This is a genomic window from Nonomuraea rubra (assembly GCF_014207985.1).
Taxonomy (GTDB): domain Bacteria; phylum Actinomycetota; class Actinomycetes; order Streptosporangiales; family Streptosporangiaceae; genus Nonomuraea; species Nonomuraea rubra.
This window is the reverse complement of the sequence record NZ_JACHMI010000001.1, coordinates 9,977,447-9,992,882: the sequence shown is the minus strand read 5'-3', so window position 1 is coordinate 9,992,882 and position 15,436 is coordinate 9,977,447. Positions and strand designations below refer to the sequence as shown.

Here is a 15,436-nt window from a genome sequence, read left to right as displayed (position 1 = left end):
CGGGCGGTGACCCTGCGCATCAGCTCACCGGACGGAGTCATGACCGGCATCGAGCTGGGCGGCGGGCCGATCACGGTCGGGCGGGCCTCACCGGAGCACGCCCCGGACGTGGAGCTGGGCCCCGACCCGCAGCGCTGGGTGGGGCGGCTGCACTGCACGCTCGACTTCGCCGACGGCATGTGGTCGGTGACCGACAACGCCAGCGTGAACGGCACCCTGCTGCGCCACGGTGACGTCACCGAGCGGCTGCAGGGGCGCAAGCGCCTCCAGCACGGCGACACGCTGCTGATCCTCGGCGACATGACCGCCGGCGGCGAGCCGCTGTACTGGGAGCTGACCTTCCTCGACCCGCACACTACGCAGCCCGCGCCGTTCGGCCCGCCGACCCCGGTCCGCCACACCGGCCCCGCGCTGCGCTACGACTGGGTGGCCGCGCGCGCCTACCGGGTCGAGAACGGCGTGGAGACGCCCATCACGGGGCTGCGCCCGCAGGGCCACCAGCTCCTGCGCTACATGGCCGGGCGCAGCACGGGCGGGGCGTCCGTGGCCTGCGACCACCAGGCGCTGATCACGGCGTTGTGGGGGCCGCGGGAGGAGTGGGCGCCGCACCGCTCGTACACCAGGTCCGACCTGGCGGGCGTGGTACGCGCGGTGCGCCGCTGCATCGAGGTGGACCCGTCGCGCCCGAGCATCCTGGAGACGGTCACGGGCATCGGGTACCGGCTCAACGTCAGCGGGCCCGCCACATGATCACGTACGCGGCGGGCACCCGGACGGGCCTGCGCGGCGAGAACCAGGACCGGCTGGCGGCCGACCCGGGCAACGGCACGTTCGTCGTGGCCGACGGCATCGGCGGCCTGGCCGACGCCGCCGTCACCGCGCGGACGGTGGTCGAGCAGTTCCCCCGCAGGGTGCGCGAGCGCGTGGCCGCCCTCGCCGCCCCCGGCGTGGACCGCGCGGTCACCGTGGCGACGGCCCAGCTCAACGAGCAGATCAGGGACACGGCCAGGAACGGGCCTGGCACCACCGGTGCCGCCACGGCCCTGCTGCTGGTGCGCGCGGGACACGCGCTGGCGGTGCACCTGGGCGACAGCCGCATCTACCTCGCCCGCGCGGGCGGGCTCGCCCTGCTCACCCAGGACCACGTGCGCGAGGGGCGGCTGACCAGGTTCGTCGGCATGCCGGGGGAGGTGCTGCCGGGCGTGTCGGTGCACGAGCTGAGCGGCGGCGACCGGCTGCTGCTGTGCACCGACGGGCTCACCAGGGGCGTCGGCGAGGAGGAGCTGCGCACCGTCCTGAACGGCGCCGGCGAGATCGAGGGGGCGTGCGAGCTGCTGATCGGCTCGGCCGCCGCGAGCGGGGTCACCGACGACATCACGGTCATCGCGGTGCAGTACGGCGTGAGGGGGCGGGGCGATGGCGCTGCTCAACAGCGGTGACAAGGTCACCGACACGCTCGTGATCGACCGGCTGCTCGGCGAGGGCGCGTTCGCGGAGGTGCACCGGGTGCGGCACGCGTACCTGGGGCTGCAGGCGATGAAGCTGTTCAAGCGGGTCGCGTCGCTGGAGGAGACGGACGACATGCTGGGTGAGGCCCGGCTGCTGTCCACGCTCGGCCACGCCAACATCGTGCGGTTGTTCGACGCCGGGACCGTGCAGACGCCCGAGGGCCTGCGCGGCTTCTTCACCATGGAGTACGTCCCGGGCGGCAGCCTGGAGCGGCTCACCACGGCCTACCCGCGCGGCGTTCCGACGGACGTCGCGGTGGACGTGATGGAGCAGATCGCGGGCGGTCTGGCGGTGGCCCACGAGCAGGATCCGCCGATCGTGCACCGCGACGTCACGCTGGCCAACGTCCTGGTCGGTTACGACGGCAGCGTCATGCGGGTGCGGGTCAGCGACTTCGGCCTGGCCAAGCGGGCCGACCCGTTCACGCTCATGGCCAGCGCGCGGGGCACGCTGGTGTTCATGGCACCCGAGGTGCTGGGCAACCAGGGATACTCGTGCGCCAGCGACGTGTGGTCGGTGGGCACGATCGCGTACCTGCTGCTCACCAACCACTTCCCGTACGAGGACGGCGTCCGGTTCTCCTCCTACTCCTTCTCCCGCTTCAACCGGCCGCTGCTGCCGCCCAGCAGGTACAACGACGACGTCGATCCGCGCCTGGACGAGATCGTGATGGCCACGCTCGAACTCGACCCGCGCAACCGCCCCGCCACCGCCGGGGTGCTGGCCGGGGCGCTGCGCGGGCGGCGCGAGTCCGGCTCCAGGCCATCCGAGGAGCGGGCCCGGCGGCTGGCCGCCGAGGCGCTGCGCCTGCACCGTGTACCCGGCGAGCTGCCGCGCGCCACCGAGCTCATGGAGGAAGCCATCGACCTTTGGCCGCCACTGCGCGAACACCATCAGCCCAGGGTGCGGCTCTGGCGCCGGGGGGTGGTCATGTGAGCCTCCTCCCGTGGTTCCGCCAGCTCCGCCACCATCCCGCCTTCCGCGTCCCGCCGCCCGACTGGGCCGAGCCCGTCCAGGAGCAGCTCGCGGCCCTGCTCGCCGCCCTCGCCCCGTCACGGGACATCCCGGACGCCCCGGATGCTCCGGACGACAAGGCGCTCGCGACCGCCGCCACGAACCTGTGGCGGGCCGAGCGCAAGCTCGCCAAGCAGGGCAAGGACGCCACCAGCCGGCAGGCGGGCCGCTACCTGCGCACCACCCGCGACGCCCTGGCCGAGGCCGGGCTGGTCGTGCAGGACCACGACGGCGAGGAGTTCCACTCCGGCCGCTCCATCGAGGTCCTGCTGTTCCAGGACGACCCGTCCCTGACCGCGGAGACGGTCCTGGAGACCGTACGACCGTCGATCTACCTGCGGGACCGGCACATCCAGATGGGCCAGGTGATCGTCGGCTGCCCGCCCCGAGACCACGTGAGGAACGAGCATGCGTGACACCATCGATTTCGGCATCGACCTCGGCACGACGAACAGCGCGATCGCGGTGGCCGAGCACGACGGCGTCTCAGTGATCAAGAACAACGACGGCTGGGACGTCACGCCGTCCGCTGTGTGGCTGCCGAAGCCGGACCTCGTGCACGTCGGCCGGCGGGCCAAGGAGCGGGTCGAGACCGACCCGGAGAACGCCGCGTCGGAGTTCAAGCTGGAGATGGGGCTGGCCGACGCGCGCACGAGCTTCGCCAGGGCCGGGGTGGAGCTGTCGCCGCAGCAACTGTCGGCCGAGGTGCTCAAGTCGCTGCGGGCGGACGCCGCACACCACACCGGCACGCCGCCGGACGCCGCCGTGATCACCGTGCCGGCCGCGTTCACGCTGAACCAGAACAAGGCCACCACCGACGCCGCCGTGCTCGCCGGGTTCACCACTGCATGCCCGCTCGTGCAGGAGCCGACGGCGGCGGCGTTCGCGTACGGGTTCAACGACGCCGAGGATCGGGCGTACTGGATGGTGTTCGACTTCGGCGGCGGCACCTTCGACGCGGCCGTGGTCAGCAAGCACGACGGAGACCTGCGGGTGCTCAACCACGCGGGCGATCCGTACCTGGGCGGCAAGCTGATCGACTGGGCGCTGGTCGAGCGCGTTCTCGTGCCCGCCGTCAGCCGCGAGCTGGGGCTGAGCGACTTCCGCAGGGACAACCCGCGCTGGCGGTTCAACTTCGCCAAGCTGAAGGCCGCCGCCGAGGAGGCGAAGATCCAGCTCTCCCGGTCCGAGCGCGCCGACGTCACCGTGGATCTCCTGGGAGAGGACGGCGGCACCGAGACCTTCGAGTACCTGCTGACCCGCGGCGAGCTCGACTCGACCGCCGAGCCGTTCTACGCCCGCGCGATCAACCTGTGCCGGCGCGCACTTCAGGAGGCCTCGCTGGGCCCCGCCGACATCGACCGGCTGCTGCTGGTCGGCGGCGTCACGCTGTCGCCCGGGCTCAGGGAGCGGCTGTCCGACCCGCGCCACGGCCTGGGCATCGAGCTGGACCTCAGCCTCGACCCCACCACCGTCGTCGCGCGCGGGGCCGCCATCTTCGCCGGCACCCTGCGCCGGCCGCAGCCGGTCAGGAGGGCGGAGGGGGAGTTCGGGGTCGAGCTGGCCTACGAGCCCATCGTCACGACGACCACGCCCACCGTCGCGGGGCGGGTCAGCGGCCCGGCCACCGAATGGACCGGCTACTCGGTGATCCTGAGCAACCCGGCCGGCCGGCCGCCGTTCACCACCGGCCGGATCCCGTTGAACGCCTCCGGCTCCTTCGCCACCGAGGTGGACCTCGACAGGGGGCAGACCTCGCGGTTCACCGTCGAGCTGATCGACGACCAGGGCGCGCCCAGGCCGCTGACGCCCTCCACCCTGTCGATCAAGCACGGCGAGGTCGAGTTCGGCGGGGTGCGGCTGGCGCACTCGCTCGGGATCCAGCTCGCCGACCGGGCGTTCGCCCCGATGCTGCGCAAGGGGGTTACGCTGCCGACCTCCGTACGCGAGGTGTTCCACACCGCAGCCGCCCTGCGCCGCTCCGACGCCGAGGCCGCGATCCGCATCCCCGTCCTGCAGGGCGAGCGGAGCCGCGGCGACCGCAACCGGGAGGTCGGCATGCTGGAGATCAGGCCCGTCGACGTGACCATCGACCTGCCCGCGGGCACCGAGGTCGAGGTCACCTTCGAGGTGGACGAGTCCAGCCTGGTCACGGTGGTGGCGGACGTGCCGCTGGTGCAGACGCAGTTCGAGGCCGAGATCAACCTGAGCGACGTGCTCACGCCGGACCCGGAGAAGCTGCAGACGCTGCTGGCCGAGACCGAGCAGCGGCTGGACTCCCTGCGGGCGTCGGCCCAGGGCTCGTCCGACGCCTCCCGCCGCCTGGCCAAGATCGAGTCCGAGGGTACGGTCACCACCGCCCGCGAGCAGGTGCAGGCCGCCAGGGTGGACGGGGGCGCGGCGGCCACGGCCGAGGAGCGGCTGCGCGAGCTCGGGGCAGAGCTGGACGACGTCGAGGACGCCGTGAAACTGCCCGCCCTGGTGGAGGAGCTGGAAGGGCTGCTGGCCGAGACGGAGCGGCTGGTGAACGCGGTGGGCGACACGGCGGACCGGCAGGAGCTGGCCGGGCTGCGGCAGCGCTCGCGCGAGGCCATCCAGGCGCAGGACTCGGCGGCGGTGCGGGCTCAGATCGACCGGGCCTACCTGCTGCTGATGGAGCTGGAGCGGCGCGGCCCCGACTGGCCTGTCAAGCTGTTCCAGGCGCTGCGGGACGCGCTGGAGCCGGCGGGGCAGGCAGGCGCGCTCATCCGGGAGGGCATGCAGGCCATCGCCGATGGTGACCAGCGCGCGCTCGAGGGGGTCAACCAGCGGTTGATCCGGATGCTGCCCAAGAACGAGCAGGACAAGATCATCGGGCTGGTCAGGCGATGAGCGATCCGCTGCGGGTGCGGCTCGTCGTGAACGGGGCGCGGTCGGCCGCGCGGGCGGGCGACCTGGACGGGGCCGTACGCCTCCTGGACGAGCTGGAGCTGCCCGACCTCGCCGTCCGGGCCACGCCTGACACTTCCGGCACACCGGGCACCTCCAGCGCGCTCGACGCGGATGCGGCTGCCGTGGTGGCCGCGCTCGACCTGCGGGCCAGGGTGCACGCCCAGCGCGGGGAGCTGGAGGAGGCGGACCGGTGCTGGGCGGCCGTGCAGGAGGTGTCGCCCGACGACCAGGGAGCGGAGGCGGGGCGGCGCACGATCGAGGAGATTCGCCTCGGCCGTCGCCGCTCGAAGCCCCTGCTCCACACCGGCTGGCTCGGGGTGGCCGCGGCGGCGGTAGCCGTGGTCGCGCTGGCCGCAGGGATCGTCGTCCTGAGCCCGGACCCGGCCGCACAGGGACAGGTGGCCGCCGGAACGGCGCAGCCGGCCGGCCCCGCCGCCTCACGGCCCGGCTCCTCGGCCGAGGCCGACGCGCTGCGCGAGCACGTCGCGGCCGTGGAGGCCAGGAAGGCGGCGGAGTCGGAGCGCAAGGCCAGGCAGGCAGCCGATCGCAAGCGGGAGCTGGTCGTGATCGCACGGAGGCTGGCCATGCCGGGGCTGATCGTGCAGCGCCGGTCCCAGGACGTACGGGTGCGTTTCAAGACGGGGCTCTTCCCGGCCAGTGCGGACATCGGCGCCGCGGGCCCGCCCCTGCTGCGCGCGCTCGGCCGCCGGATCGCGGGCATGCAGGTGGACACCACCGTGGTGGGCCACGCGGTGCCCGTCCCCGGAGGGCGGACACGAGGCGGCTCCGTGGTCGCGCTGGGCCGTGCCCTCGTGGCGGCCCGCTACCTGGCGGAGGGCGGCAGGCTGCCGATCACCGCCTTCACCCTGGTCAGCGCCGACCAGTCGGACAACCCGTTCCGCGACCCCCGCCGCAACCGCACGGTGACCCTCCTGATCGCCCCCAGGACCTGAGAAGGCCGGCCCGCTGACCGCGGGCCGGCACCATCACCACGTCGCAGGATCAGTCGTCGTCGCCGTCGTCACCGTCGTCGTCCCGGTCGTCGTCGTCCTGGTCGGCCTGCTGCTTGGTGACCTTGCCCGAGGCGGCGTCCACGTCCACCTCGTGCCGCTCGGTGCCCTTGGTCAGCTCCAGCTCCCAGACGTCGGCCTGCTGGCCCCGGCTGTCGAAGTCCAGCTCGCTGACCCAGGAGCCCGGCACCTCCTTCAGGGCGATGCCGATGGCCTGCTCGGCCGTGACCTTGGGGGCGACGGCCGGAGCGGCGGTCCCGGCGGACTCCGCGGCGTAGGCGGCGGTGGCGTAGACGGCGCCGCCGGTGGCGGCGAGGGAGACGATTCCGGCAACGAGGAGCTTCTTCGTGATTCGCATGGGTCCAGGTAATCGCGATCTCCGGTAACCGGGCGCTAAAGGCCGGTTAAGGCGACGAGAAGGTGACGTCCACCCGGGCCCCGCCCTCCGCCGACCTGGAGACGGCCAGCCCGCCACCCGACGACTCGGCGGTACGCCGCGCGATGTCGAGCCCCAGCCCCGTCGAGCCGCCCCCGCTGGCCCCCCGCTCCAGCGCCGCGGCGTCGAACCCGGGCCCGGCGTCCTCCACGACCAGCAGGGCGCCCTGGGGGCGAGGCTGGAGCCGTACGGACATGGAGGCCCCTTCGGGGGTGTGCGCGAAGACGTTGCCGAGCAGCGCGTCCACGCACGCCGCCAGTTCCTCGACCCCCACCGCTACCGGCAGCGGCCCGTCGGGCACGGAGATCGACACCTCCCGCCCCTGGTCCTCGGCCAGCACCGACCAGAACCGCACGCGCTCGCGCACCACCGCCGCCGCGTCGCACGAGCCGCGCCCGGCCGAGCGCCGCCGCGCCTCCGTGATCACCGCGCTCACGGCCCGCTCCAGCGCGTCCACCCTGGCCTGCACGCGCGCCGCCTCCTCAGGGTCGCGCAGCGACTCGGCGTCCAGCCGCAGGCCCGTCAGCGGCGTGCGCAGGCGGTGAGAGAGGTCGGCCACGGACTCCCGCTCTGCCGCCAGCAGCTCGTCGATCCGCCCGGCCAGGTGGTTGAGCGCCAGCGCCACAGAACGCACCTCGGGCGGCCCGCCGGGCTCGGCCCTGGCCGTCAGGTCGCCTCCGGCCAGCCGGTGCGAGACCCGCGCCAGCCCGTCCACCGGCCGCGTCACCGCCAGCGCCAGCCGGTCCGCCAGCACGATGCCCAGTGCCACCAGCCCGATCCCTAGCAAGGCCAGCGCCAGCCACGCCTCCCTGACACCCCGCATGAGCTCGGCGTCCGGCACGAACACCCTGATCACGGCCGTCCCTCCGGGCGACTGCGCCGAGACCAGCACCTCCCTGCCCCCGTCGGCCTCGGCGGTGACGCTGCGCCCGGTGGCGGCCAGGCGTACGGCGTCGGACCGGGCGGCCCGGTCCCCGACCGTCCGCCCGTCCGGCAGGAACACCGTCACGGGCCGCGACACCTGCTCCACCGCCAGCCCCAGGTCGGGCGTGCCCACCGCGACCGCCACGGACTCCGCGGCGGCCGTGGCCCGGCTCATCGCCCCGTTCTCGGCCACCGCCCGGATCAGCAGCGCCATCGGCACCAGCAGCGCGATCAGCACCAGCGACGTCGTGGCCGCGACGAGCAGCGCCAGCCACCGCCTCACGACGGCTCGACCAGCTTCACCCCGACGCCGCGCACCGTGTGCAGGTACACGGGCTCGGCGGCCGTCTCGCCCAGCTTCCTGCGCAACCACGACAGGTGCACGTCCACGGTCTTGTCGGCACCCCCGTAGGGCAGCTGCCACACCTCGGTCAGCAGCTCCCGCTTGGTGACGACCTCGCCCGGCCGCGCCGCCAGGTAGTGCAGCACGTCGAACTCCCGCGGCGTCAGGTCCAGCGCGGCCCCGTCCAGCGTCGCGGTCCGCGCCCGCGGGTCCACCCGCAGCGCCCCCACCTTCAGCGGCTCCTCGGGCGCCGCGCCGCCGGCCCGCCGCAGCACGGCCCGCACCCGCGCGTCGAGCTGCGCCGCACTGTACGGCTTGACCACGTAGTCGTCGGCCCCCGCGTCCAGCACCGGCACCATCTCGGCGTCCCCGTCGCGGGCCGTCGCCACGATGACCGGCACCCGGCTGACCGCCCGCAACATCCGCAGCAGCTCCACCCCGTCGAGATCGGGCAGCCCCAGATCCAGCACGATCAGGTCCGGCCGGTCCTGTACGGCCAGCCGCAGCCCCTCCAGCGCCGTGGGCGAGGAGGAGACGGCGTGGCCGAGGTCCCGCAGCCCGCGGCTGAGCGCTGTACGGATCGCCACGTCGTCCTCGATGAGCAGGATGTCCGCCATATACAGAAACGTAGACGGTCATCGCCGCTGTCCAGGGCAGCCTTAGCGTCGCCTTAACCTGGCCTTAGCCGTACGTGGGGAAATCTGAGTGGCATGAAGAAGCTCGTCGTCGCCTGGGTGGTCACCGCGCTCGCGGCCACCGGCGCCGCGGTGGCGGTGCTCGGCCTGCTCGGCAACGGCCTGACCGGCACCGACAGCCACGTGCTCAGCCGTGACGACGTCCGCGCCGCCCTCGCCACCGCCACCACCCGCGCCGCCGTCACCGCGAGCGCGGCGCCGTCGGGGACCTCGCAGGGCAGGCTGATCCGCAGCGCGGGCGGCACGGTGATCGCCTCCTGCGACGGCGACCTGGTCACGCTGCGCTCCTGGAGCCCCGCCCAGGACTACTCGGTGGACGAGGTGGAGCCGGGGCCGGCGCGGGAGGCGAAGGTCGAGTTCGAGCCGGACGAGGGCGAGGAGCTCGAACTGAAGATCACCTGTGCCGGCGGCGTGCCGGTCTCCCGTACCGGCGGCTAGCTCAGGAGAGCTCGGCGCTGAGCGCGGACTTCGTCAGCTCGGCCTGGCGGCGGATCTGCCCCAGGACGATCTCGTTGACCCCCTTGGCCTCGAACGTGGCGACCATCTTGTCCATGACCGCGTTGGCCCGCACGATGTCCCCCTGCCGCGCCTCCGCCCGGGCCAGCCGCCGCATCGCCAGGTTCAGCGTGATGTTGTCGATGCCGGCGTCCCTGGCCACGGCCGTCAGGTGCTCGATGCCCTGCTTCGGGTCCGGCGGGCGGACGCGCAGCCGGTTGCCGGCCGTCAGCTCCTTGAACTCCCGTTCCGCGTTGAGCCCCTTGACCAGGCGGGCGTAGACGGCCAGCGGGTGGTCGCCGTAGCGGCCGATGACCTCGTCCAGCGCCTCGTTGCCCGCGCGCAGCGCCGGCGAGTCGGACCCCATCAGGGAGAACAGCTTGCCCTGGTCCTCGCCCAGCATCAGCTCGGCCACCAGGTGGTCGTCACGGCTGACCGGGAAGCGCACCCTGATCGGGCAGACGGGGGAGACGATGCGGGAGCCGTCGGCGGCGACGTACTGGGCGCGGATCTGGTACTCGCCGGGGAGCTGGAAGTAGTGGCCGTCCCGGCCGTGCCCGATGTACGCGCTGCGGTAGATGGCCGGGTTGCCCGGGTCCAGGCGGATCTCGGGGGAGGTGTCCACGCAGTGCCGCATCATCGGCCGGTACAGCACGGTCCTGCCGCCCGGCTGCGTGATCGACACCTGGGTGAACTCCGTGTCGGGGTGCAGGTGGCCGTGCGTCGTGCGCGGCTCGTCCACGTACGCGAGCTTGAGCTCCAGCACGACGGGCTCGCCCAGCTCGTACGAGTCCTTGGCCCGCAGCTCCAGCCGCAGCCCCGAGTGGTCCTCGACCGGCTGCTCGAAGGGGTCGATCTCGGCGGCGCCGGTGCCGAAGGCGTTGGCGCCCATGGCGACGTCGCGGTAGAAGCCGTGGCGTAGGTGGATCAGCTCGGCGTCGGTGAACTGGAAGGGGAAGGCGGCCCAGTAGCCCGGCTCGCCGCCGGGCTGGTAGTTCTGCACGTAGTTCATCCACGACAGGTCGCCGAAGCCGCCGTGGGGGCCGAGGGGCTGGGGCGGGGTGGCGAGGTTCTTCTGCCAGGAGTGGAGCAGGTTGAAGGCGTGGCCGAGCTCGTGCACGTACGTCCGTAACTGCGCCCGCTGGGCCTGCGGCGTGTCACCCTTGATCGCGTCGTAGAAGACCGCGGCGCCCTGCCGCTGGTGCGCGTCGTTGTAGTCGAACATGATCCCCCGGTAGCCGCCCACGTGCTTGCTGGCCACCAGCAGCCACAGCCGCCACGCCACCGCGTCCCCGAACGCGCCGAAGTGCCGCGTCATCGCGTGGTGCAGCTCGGCGTCGTCCCACGCCAGGTCCGTGCCCGACCCCTCGACGGGGATGACGCCCGGCTCTGCCAGGGTCAGCTCGATGCCCGCCTCCGCGTACGCCGACACCACGTTCAGCTCCCGGTCCGGCGACCCGGCGGGCCCGGGCAGCGACCCGGTGCGGTACGCCACGAACGGCGCCGTCCCCACCACGGAGTCCTGCTCCAGCAGCACGCTGCGGAAGTGCGGCGAGACGAACGACACCTGGTAGGTGCGCCCCGCGACCGCCGCCGTCACGGCGTCCCCGGTGATCGTGATGCTCACGTCGCGCGCCGGGGCGGCGAACGTGAAGTCTCCCCGCCCCTGGATCAGCCCGGCCCGCACGGCGGGGGCGTGGACCACGAACGAGCCGACGTAGGAGGTGGTCGCCCCGGCCACCGTGAACAGGTCGCCGCTCACCCGGCCCATGGGCCTGGCCCCGTCGACGTCGATGCGCAGCGCCAGCCGAGAGTCGCCGTCCTGTCCCTGGTACAACCCGCTGATCATGGGAGCTCCCTGGGGGATCGCTGGGGGTTACACCGGGGAGACTTCTCCGACGCGCAGGCCCTGTCAACGACTCCCGCGAACTTGGAGCGCCCCCAGCAGCTCCTCGGAGGCCCTGGTGATCGTCTCGACGGCCCGGTCGAACGCCTCCGCGTTGTGCGCCGCGGGCGCGCGGAAGCCGGAGATCTTCCTGACGTACTGCAGCGCCGCGGCCCGCACGTCCTCCTCGGTCACGCTCTCGGTGTACGGCGGGCGGAGGGTCTTGATGCTTCTACACATGCCACTAACCGTAATATCCGATGCGCTGGCTTATCTCCCTCGCGCCCGCGACCAGGGCCGCGCCCACCTCTGCCAGCCGGTCCGGCGTCAGCCGGTAGGAGGGCCCCGAGGCGCTGACGGCGGCCACCACCGACCCGTCGGCGCCCCTGATGGGCGCCGCCACCGCGTTCAGCCCGACCTCCAGCTCCTCCACCGTGGCCGCCCAGCCGCGCTCCCTGATCTCCTCCAGGCGCAGCTCCTCCGGCGCGGTGATGGTGTGCGGCGTGTAGCGCTCCAGCTCGGGGCCGAGCTGCAGCACGCCGTGCGCCAGCAGCACCTTGCCGCTGGAGGTGGCGTGGGAGGGGGTGCGCTGCCCGACCCAGTTGTGGCCGCTGATCGCCGCGGGGCCGCGTACCTGGCTGACGTTGACCGCGTCGCCGCCCCGGCCGACCGCGATGTTGACGGTCTCGCCGATCGCCTCCGCCAGCCGCAGGCACACCGGGCGGCTCTCGCGCGACAGGTCGAGCTGCGCGGTGGCGGCCCCGGCCAGCCGTACGACGCCGAAGCCGAGCCGGTAGCGCCCGCGCTCCCCGGTCTGCTCCACCAGCCCGCCCCGCTCCAGGGCCGCCAGCAGCCGGAACGCCGTGGACTTGTGCACGTCGAGCTCGGCCGCCAGGTCCGTCACGCGCGTGGCCCCGTCACGGGCCAGGATCTCCAGGATCGCGATGGCACGATCGACGGACTGAACCGACGTGCTGTTGCCCATAGCGCAACACAATAGCCTCAGCCCGCCGCCGCTCCGCCGGCCTCAGCCCGGAGCCAGCTCGCCGCCGAAGTCGAGCGCGATCTTGCGCATGCGCTCGGCCAGGTCGTCGCGGTCCAGCGCGTCGATCCGCTCGGCCGGCCCCGACACCGACATCGCGGCCACCACCCGGTCGCCGTCCCACACGGGCACGGCCAGGCAGTGCACGCCCAGCTCCTCCTCGCCCAGGTCCATGGCGTAGCCGCGGCTCCTGACCATCCCCAGCTCGGCGAGCATGGAGGACACGTCGGTGATCGTGTTGGGGGTGCGGCGCGGCATGCCGGTGCGCTCGAACACGGCGACCGCGTCCGAGGCGGGCCGCCCGGCCAGCAGCACCTTGCCCACCGCCGTGCTGTGCGGCAGCACCCGCCGCCCGACCTCGGCGAACATCCGCAGCCTGCGCGGCGAGGGCACCTGCGCCACGTAGACGACGAAGTCGCCTTCGAGCACGGCCAGGTTCGCGGTCTCGCCGGACAGCTCGACCATCTTGGTCAGGTACGGCTGCGCCCACACCCCGACCATGCTCTCCGCGATGCCGCCCAGCCGTACCAGGCCGCCGCCCAGGGCGTAGCGGCGGTCGGACTCCTGGCGTACGTAACCGCGGGCGAGCAGGGTCTGCAGCAGCCGGTGTATGGTCCCGTACGGCAGCCCGGTCCTGGCGGCGATCTCCGACAGCCCGGCCTCGCCGCCGTGCTCGGCCAGCGCTTCGAGCACGTCCAGCGCCCGCTCCACGGACTGGACACTCACCGACCCTCCTCCGTCGGGCCGGCGAGCAACTCGCTGCGTCTGATGGTTCGCTCCCTGCGGTCGCTCACAGCATCACTCCACGCAGGGAGGCGTCCAGGACCTCGGCCGTGTGCGCCACCCTGATGGTGCCGCCGGCGCGGCGCATGGCGGCGGCGATCTGCATCGTGCAGCCGGGGTTGGCGGAGACCAGCAGCTCGGCGCCGGTCGTGCCGACCGCCGAGGCCTTCCTGTCCCCGAGGTCGCGGGCGGCCTCGGGCTGCAGCAGGTTGTACGTGCCCGCCGACCCGCAGCAGATGGCCGACTCGGGGATCTCGCGCAGCACCAGCTCCGGGATCGCGCCCAGCAGCCCGCGCGGCTGCGCCCGCACCCCCTGGGCGTGGGCCAGGTGGCAGGCGTCGTGGTAGGCGACGGTGAGCGGCAGCGGATGCCGCTTGGCCACCGGCCCCAGCTCGGCCAGGTACTCCGACAGGTCCATGACCCGGAACCCGGGCTCGTACCCGAGCAACTCGGCGTACTCCTTCATGGAGGAGCCGCACCCGGCCGCGTTCACCACGACGGTCTCCACCCCGGCCCGCTCGAACGCCCTGACCGTCCGGCCCGCCAGCCGCCTGGCCTGCGCGTCGCGCCCGGAATGCACGCTGAGCGCCCCGCAGCAGCCCTGCTCGGGCGGGACGACCACGTCGCACCCCTCCAGCGCCAGCACCCGCGCGGTGGCCGCGTTGACCTGCGGGAAGAACTCCCGCTGCACGCAGCCGAGCAGCATCCCCACGGTGGCCCGGCGCTCCCCCCTGGCCCTGACCAGGCGCGGCAGGCGCTGCCGGTGCTCCACGCGCGGCGCGAGCGCGGCCATGGCGCCCAGGCTCGGGTTCGCGCGGGTGAGGAACGGCGCCATCCGCTCGGCCAGCCACATCGTCGGCCGCAGCAGCCGCAGCCGACGCGGGTAGGGGAACAGGTTGAACACGATCCCGCGCACGGCCCGGTCCTCAGGCTCGCGCACGTGCTGCCGCTCCACCTCGACCCTGGTCAGCTCGATCAGCCGGTCGTACTTCACCCCGGACGGGCAGGCCGTCACGCACGCCATGCAGCCCAGGCAGGCGTCGAAGTGCCCGGCCATCTCGGGCGTGATCGGGGTGCCCTCGACGTGCTGCTTCATCAGGTGGATGCGGCCGCGCGGCGAATCCATCTCCTCGCCCCACAGCGCGTACGTCGGGCAGGTCGGCAGGCAGAACCCGCAGTGCACGCAGTCGTTGATCAGTTTCGGGTCCATCAGATGCCTCCCACGAACCGTCCGGGAGACATCCTGCGCCCGGGGTCGAACCGTTCCTTGACCCGCCGCATCAGCGGCAGCCCGCTCACCCGCCCCCACCGGTCCAGCCCGTCGTACGGCGCGGCGAGCACGTGCGCCCGCGCCCGTTCCCTGAGCCGCGCCACGGCGGCGGCCAGCTCATCCTCTGTCAGGGCCCCGCGTGCCTCCAGCAGCACCCGCCCGCTCACGGCGGAGCCGCGCAGCGCCAGCCCGGTCCCGGCCACGGCGTCGAGCACGGCCGCGGTGTCCTTCGGGAGGAACCGCAGCTCGACCAGCACCTCGTCCCGCTCGATCAGCCCCCACCAGGAGGGCTGTTCCGTGGTCGGGGAGCCGCCGCCGATCAGCTCGCGCAGCGCCCCGGCCCTGGCCTCGGCCGCCGTGCCCTCCACCAGCGCCGCCAGCGTGAGGGGCCCGCCGGGATCCGGCCAGTCCACCTCCACCGCGCTCGGCTCGGCCTGCGAGGCCGCCAGCCGCGCGGCGACCGGCGCCACCTCGGCCCGATCCAGCTCGGCGACGACCCAGCGGCGGTCCGCGGGCAGCGGGTGCAGGCGGAACGTGGCCTCCGCGATGACGCCGAGCGTGCCGTACGAGCCGGTGAACAGCTTGCCCAGGTCGTAACCGGCGACGTTCTTGACCACCTTGCCGCCTGAGCAGGCGATCGTGCCGTCGGGCAGCACCACGGTGATGCCGATGAGCAGGTCGCGGGCGGTGCCGTAGCGGAAGGAGCGCGGGCCGGGCAGCGAGGCGGCCAGCGTGCCGCCGACCGTCGTGCCCTCGGTGAACGGCACGTCGAGCGCCAGCTCCTGCCCCTTGGCCGCGAGCATGCCCGCCAGCGCGTCCATGGTCACGCCGGCCTGGGCGCGCACCACCAGGTCGCCCGCGGCGTGCTCCAGGATCTCGTTCATGCAGCACAGGTCGAGCAGCACGTCGCACCGCTCGGGCGGCGGGCCCCAGTGCAGCTTCGTGCCGCCGCCGGTCGGCACCACCGCCAGGTCCTGTTCAGCGCCGGCGCGCAGCACGGCCGCGATCTCCCCGACCGTCTCGGGCAGCGCCACCCAGCGGGGCCGCACGCCGTTCACCGCGTCGCCGGGGCCGGCCTCCCTCACCGTCACGCCCGCGA

General features: G+C 73.6%; 16 protein-coding genes. 7 read left to right on the top strand and 9 right to left on the bottom strand.

The window, feature by feature from the left end; genetic code table 11:
- Window positions 1-39 precede the first annotated feature (39 nt).
- From HD593_RS45495 to HD593_RS45470, 6 genes are read left to right on the top strand one after another with little or no spacing between them, the layout of a single operon-like run.
- Window positions 40-750 carry an FHA domain-containing protein gene (locus tag HD593_RS45495; RefSeq protein ID WP_185109126.1) on the top strand — a complete coding sequence of 237 codons (711 nt, stop codon included), beginning with the start codon at window positions 40-42 and terminating at the stop codon, window positions 748-750.
- Window positions 747-1,439 (top strand): PP2C family protein-serine/threonine phosphatase, encoded by a 693-nt coding sequence (locus tag HD593_RS45490; RefSeq protein WP_185109125.1) that lies wholly within the window; start codon window positions 747-749, stop codon window positions 1,437-1,439. The genes HD593_RS45495 and HD593_RS45490 overlap by 4 nt, the downstream gene beginning before the upstream one ends.
- A complete protein-coding gene (locus HD593_RS45485) occupies window positions 1,417-2,445 on the top strand; it encodes a serine/threonine-protein kinase (protein WP_185109124.1) in 1,029 nt (342 codons plus the stop codon). The genes HD593_RS45490 and HD593_RS45485 overlap by 23 nt, the downstream gene beginning before the upstream one ends.
- Window positions 2,442-2,939 carry a hypothetical protein gene (locus HD593_RS45480; RefSeq protein WP_185109123.1) on the top strand — a complete coding sequence of 166 codons (498 nt, stop codon included), beginning with the start codon at window positions 2,442-2,444 and terminating at the stop codon, window positions 2,937-2,939. Before HD593_RS45485 ends, HD593_RS45480 begins: the two co-directional genes overlap by 4 nt.
- Complete coding sequence (locus HD593_RS45475) at window positions 2,932-5,394, top strand: Hsp70 family protein (protein ID WP_185109122.1); 2,463 nt, start codon at window positions 2,932-2,934, stop codon at window positions 5,392-5,394. The genes HD593_RS45480 and HD593_RS45475 overlap by 8 nt, the downstream gene beginning before the upstream one ends.
- Window positions 5,391-6,407: a hypothetical protein gene (locus HD593_RS45470; protein ID WP_185109121.1), complete on the top strand. Its 1,017-nt coding sequence runs from the start codon at window positions 5,391-5,393 to the stop codon at window positions 6,405-6,407. Before HD593_RS45475 ends, HD593_RS45470 begins: the two co-directional genes overlap by 4 nt.
- Before the next feature lie 49 nt (window positions 6,408-6,456).
- Here the strand turns inward: HD593_RS45470 and HD593_RS45465 are convergent, their stop codons facing one another.
- The 3 genes from HD593_RS45465 to HD593_RS45455 are packed head-to-tail and all read right to left on the bottom strand — an operon-like array spanning window position 6,457 to window position 8,784.
- Window positions 6,457-6,822, bottom strand: a complete 366-nt coding sequence (locus HD593_RS45465) for a PepSY domain-containing protein (RefSeq protein WP_185109120.1) — start codon at window positions 6,820-6,822, stop codon at window positions 6,457-6,459.
- Window positions 6,823-6,868: 46 nt separating this feature from the next.
- Window positions 6,869-8,107: a sensor histidine kinase gene (locus tag HD593_RS45460; protein WP_185109119.1), complete on the bottom strand. Its 1,239-nt coding sequence runs from the start codon at window positions 8,105-8,107 to the stop codon at window positions 6,869-6,871.
- A complete protein-coding gene (locus tag HD593_RS45455; protein WP_185109118.1) occupies window positions 8,104-8,784 on the bottom strand; it encodes a response regulator transcription factor in 681 nt (226 codons plus the stop codon). Before HD593_RS45455 ends, HD593_RS45460 begins: the two co-directional genes overlap by 4 nt.
- 93 nt (window positions 8,785-8,877) lie before the next feature.
- Here HD593_RS45455 and HD593_RS45450 point away from each other — a divergent pair, with 93 nt between their 5' ends.
- On the top strand, window positions 8,878-9,300 hold the full coding sequence (locus tag HD593_RS45450; RefSeq protein WP_185109117.1) for a hypothetical protein: 423 nt from the start codon (window positions 8,878-8,880) through the stop codon (window positions 9,298-9,300).
- 1 nt (window position 9,301) lies between these two features.
- Here HD593_RS45450 and HD593_RS45445 read toward each other — a convergent pair whose 3' ends face one another.
- The 6 genes from HD593_RS45445 to HD593_RS45420 form a co-directional block, all read right to left on the bottom strand.
- Window positions 9,302-11,206, bottom strand: a complete 1,905-nt coding sequence (locus tag HD593_RS45445; RefSeq protein WP_185109116.1) for a hypothetical protein — start codon at window positions 11,204-11,206, stop codon at window positions 9,302-9,304.
- 63 nt (window positions 11,207-11,269) lie between these two features.
- Window positions 11,270-11,482 carry a DUF2277 domain-containing protein gene (locus tag HD593_RS45440; protein ID WP_132596886.1) on the bottom strand — a complete coding sequence of 71 codons (213 nt, stop codon included), beginning with the start codon at window positions 11,480-11,482 and terminating at the stop codon, window positions 11,270-11,272.
- Between the two features lie 4 nt (window positions 11,483-11,486).
- Window positions 11,487-12,227, bottom strand: coding sequence for an IclR family transcriptional regulator (locus HD593_RS45435; protein ID WP_185109115.1), 741 nt, complete (start codon window positions 12,225-12,227; stop codon window positions 11,487-11,489).
- Window positions 12,228-12,269: 42 nt separating this feature from the next.
- On the bottom strand, window positions 12,270-13,010 hold the full coding sequence (locus HD593_RS64795; protein ID WP_312904193.1) for an IclR family transcriptional regulator: 741 nt from the start codon (window positions 13,008-13,010) through the stop codon (window positions 12,270-12,272).
- Between the two features lie 64 nt (window positions 13,011-13,074).
- Window positions 13,075-14,277, bottom strand: a complete 1,203-nt coding sequence (locus tag HD593_RS45425) for a (Fe-S)-binding protein (protein WP_185109114.1) — start codon at window positions 14,275-14,277, stop codon at window positions 13,075-13,077.
- A complete protein-coding gene (locus HD593_RS45420; RefSeq protein ID WP_312904191.1) occupies window positions 14,277-15,428 on the bottom strand; it encodes an FAD-binding oxidoreductase in 1,152 nt (383 codons plus the stop codon). The genes HD593_RS45425 and HD593_RS45420 overlap by 1 nt, the downstream gene beginning before the upstream one ends.
- Window positions 15,429-15,436 lie beyond the last annotated feature (8 nt).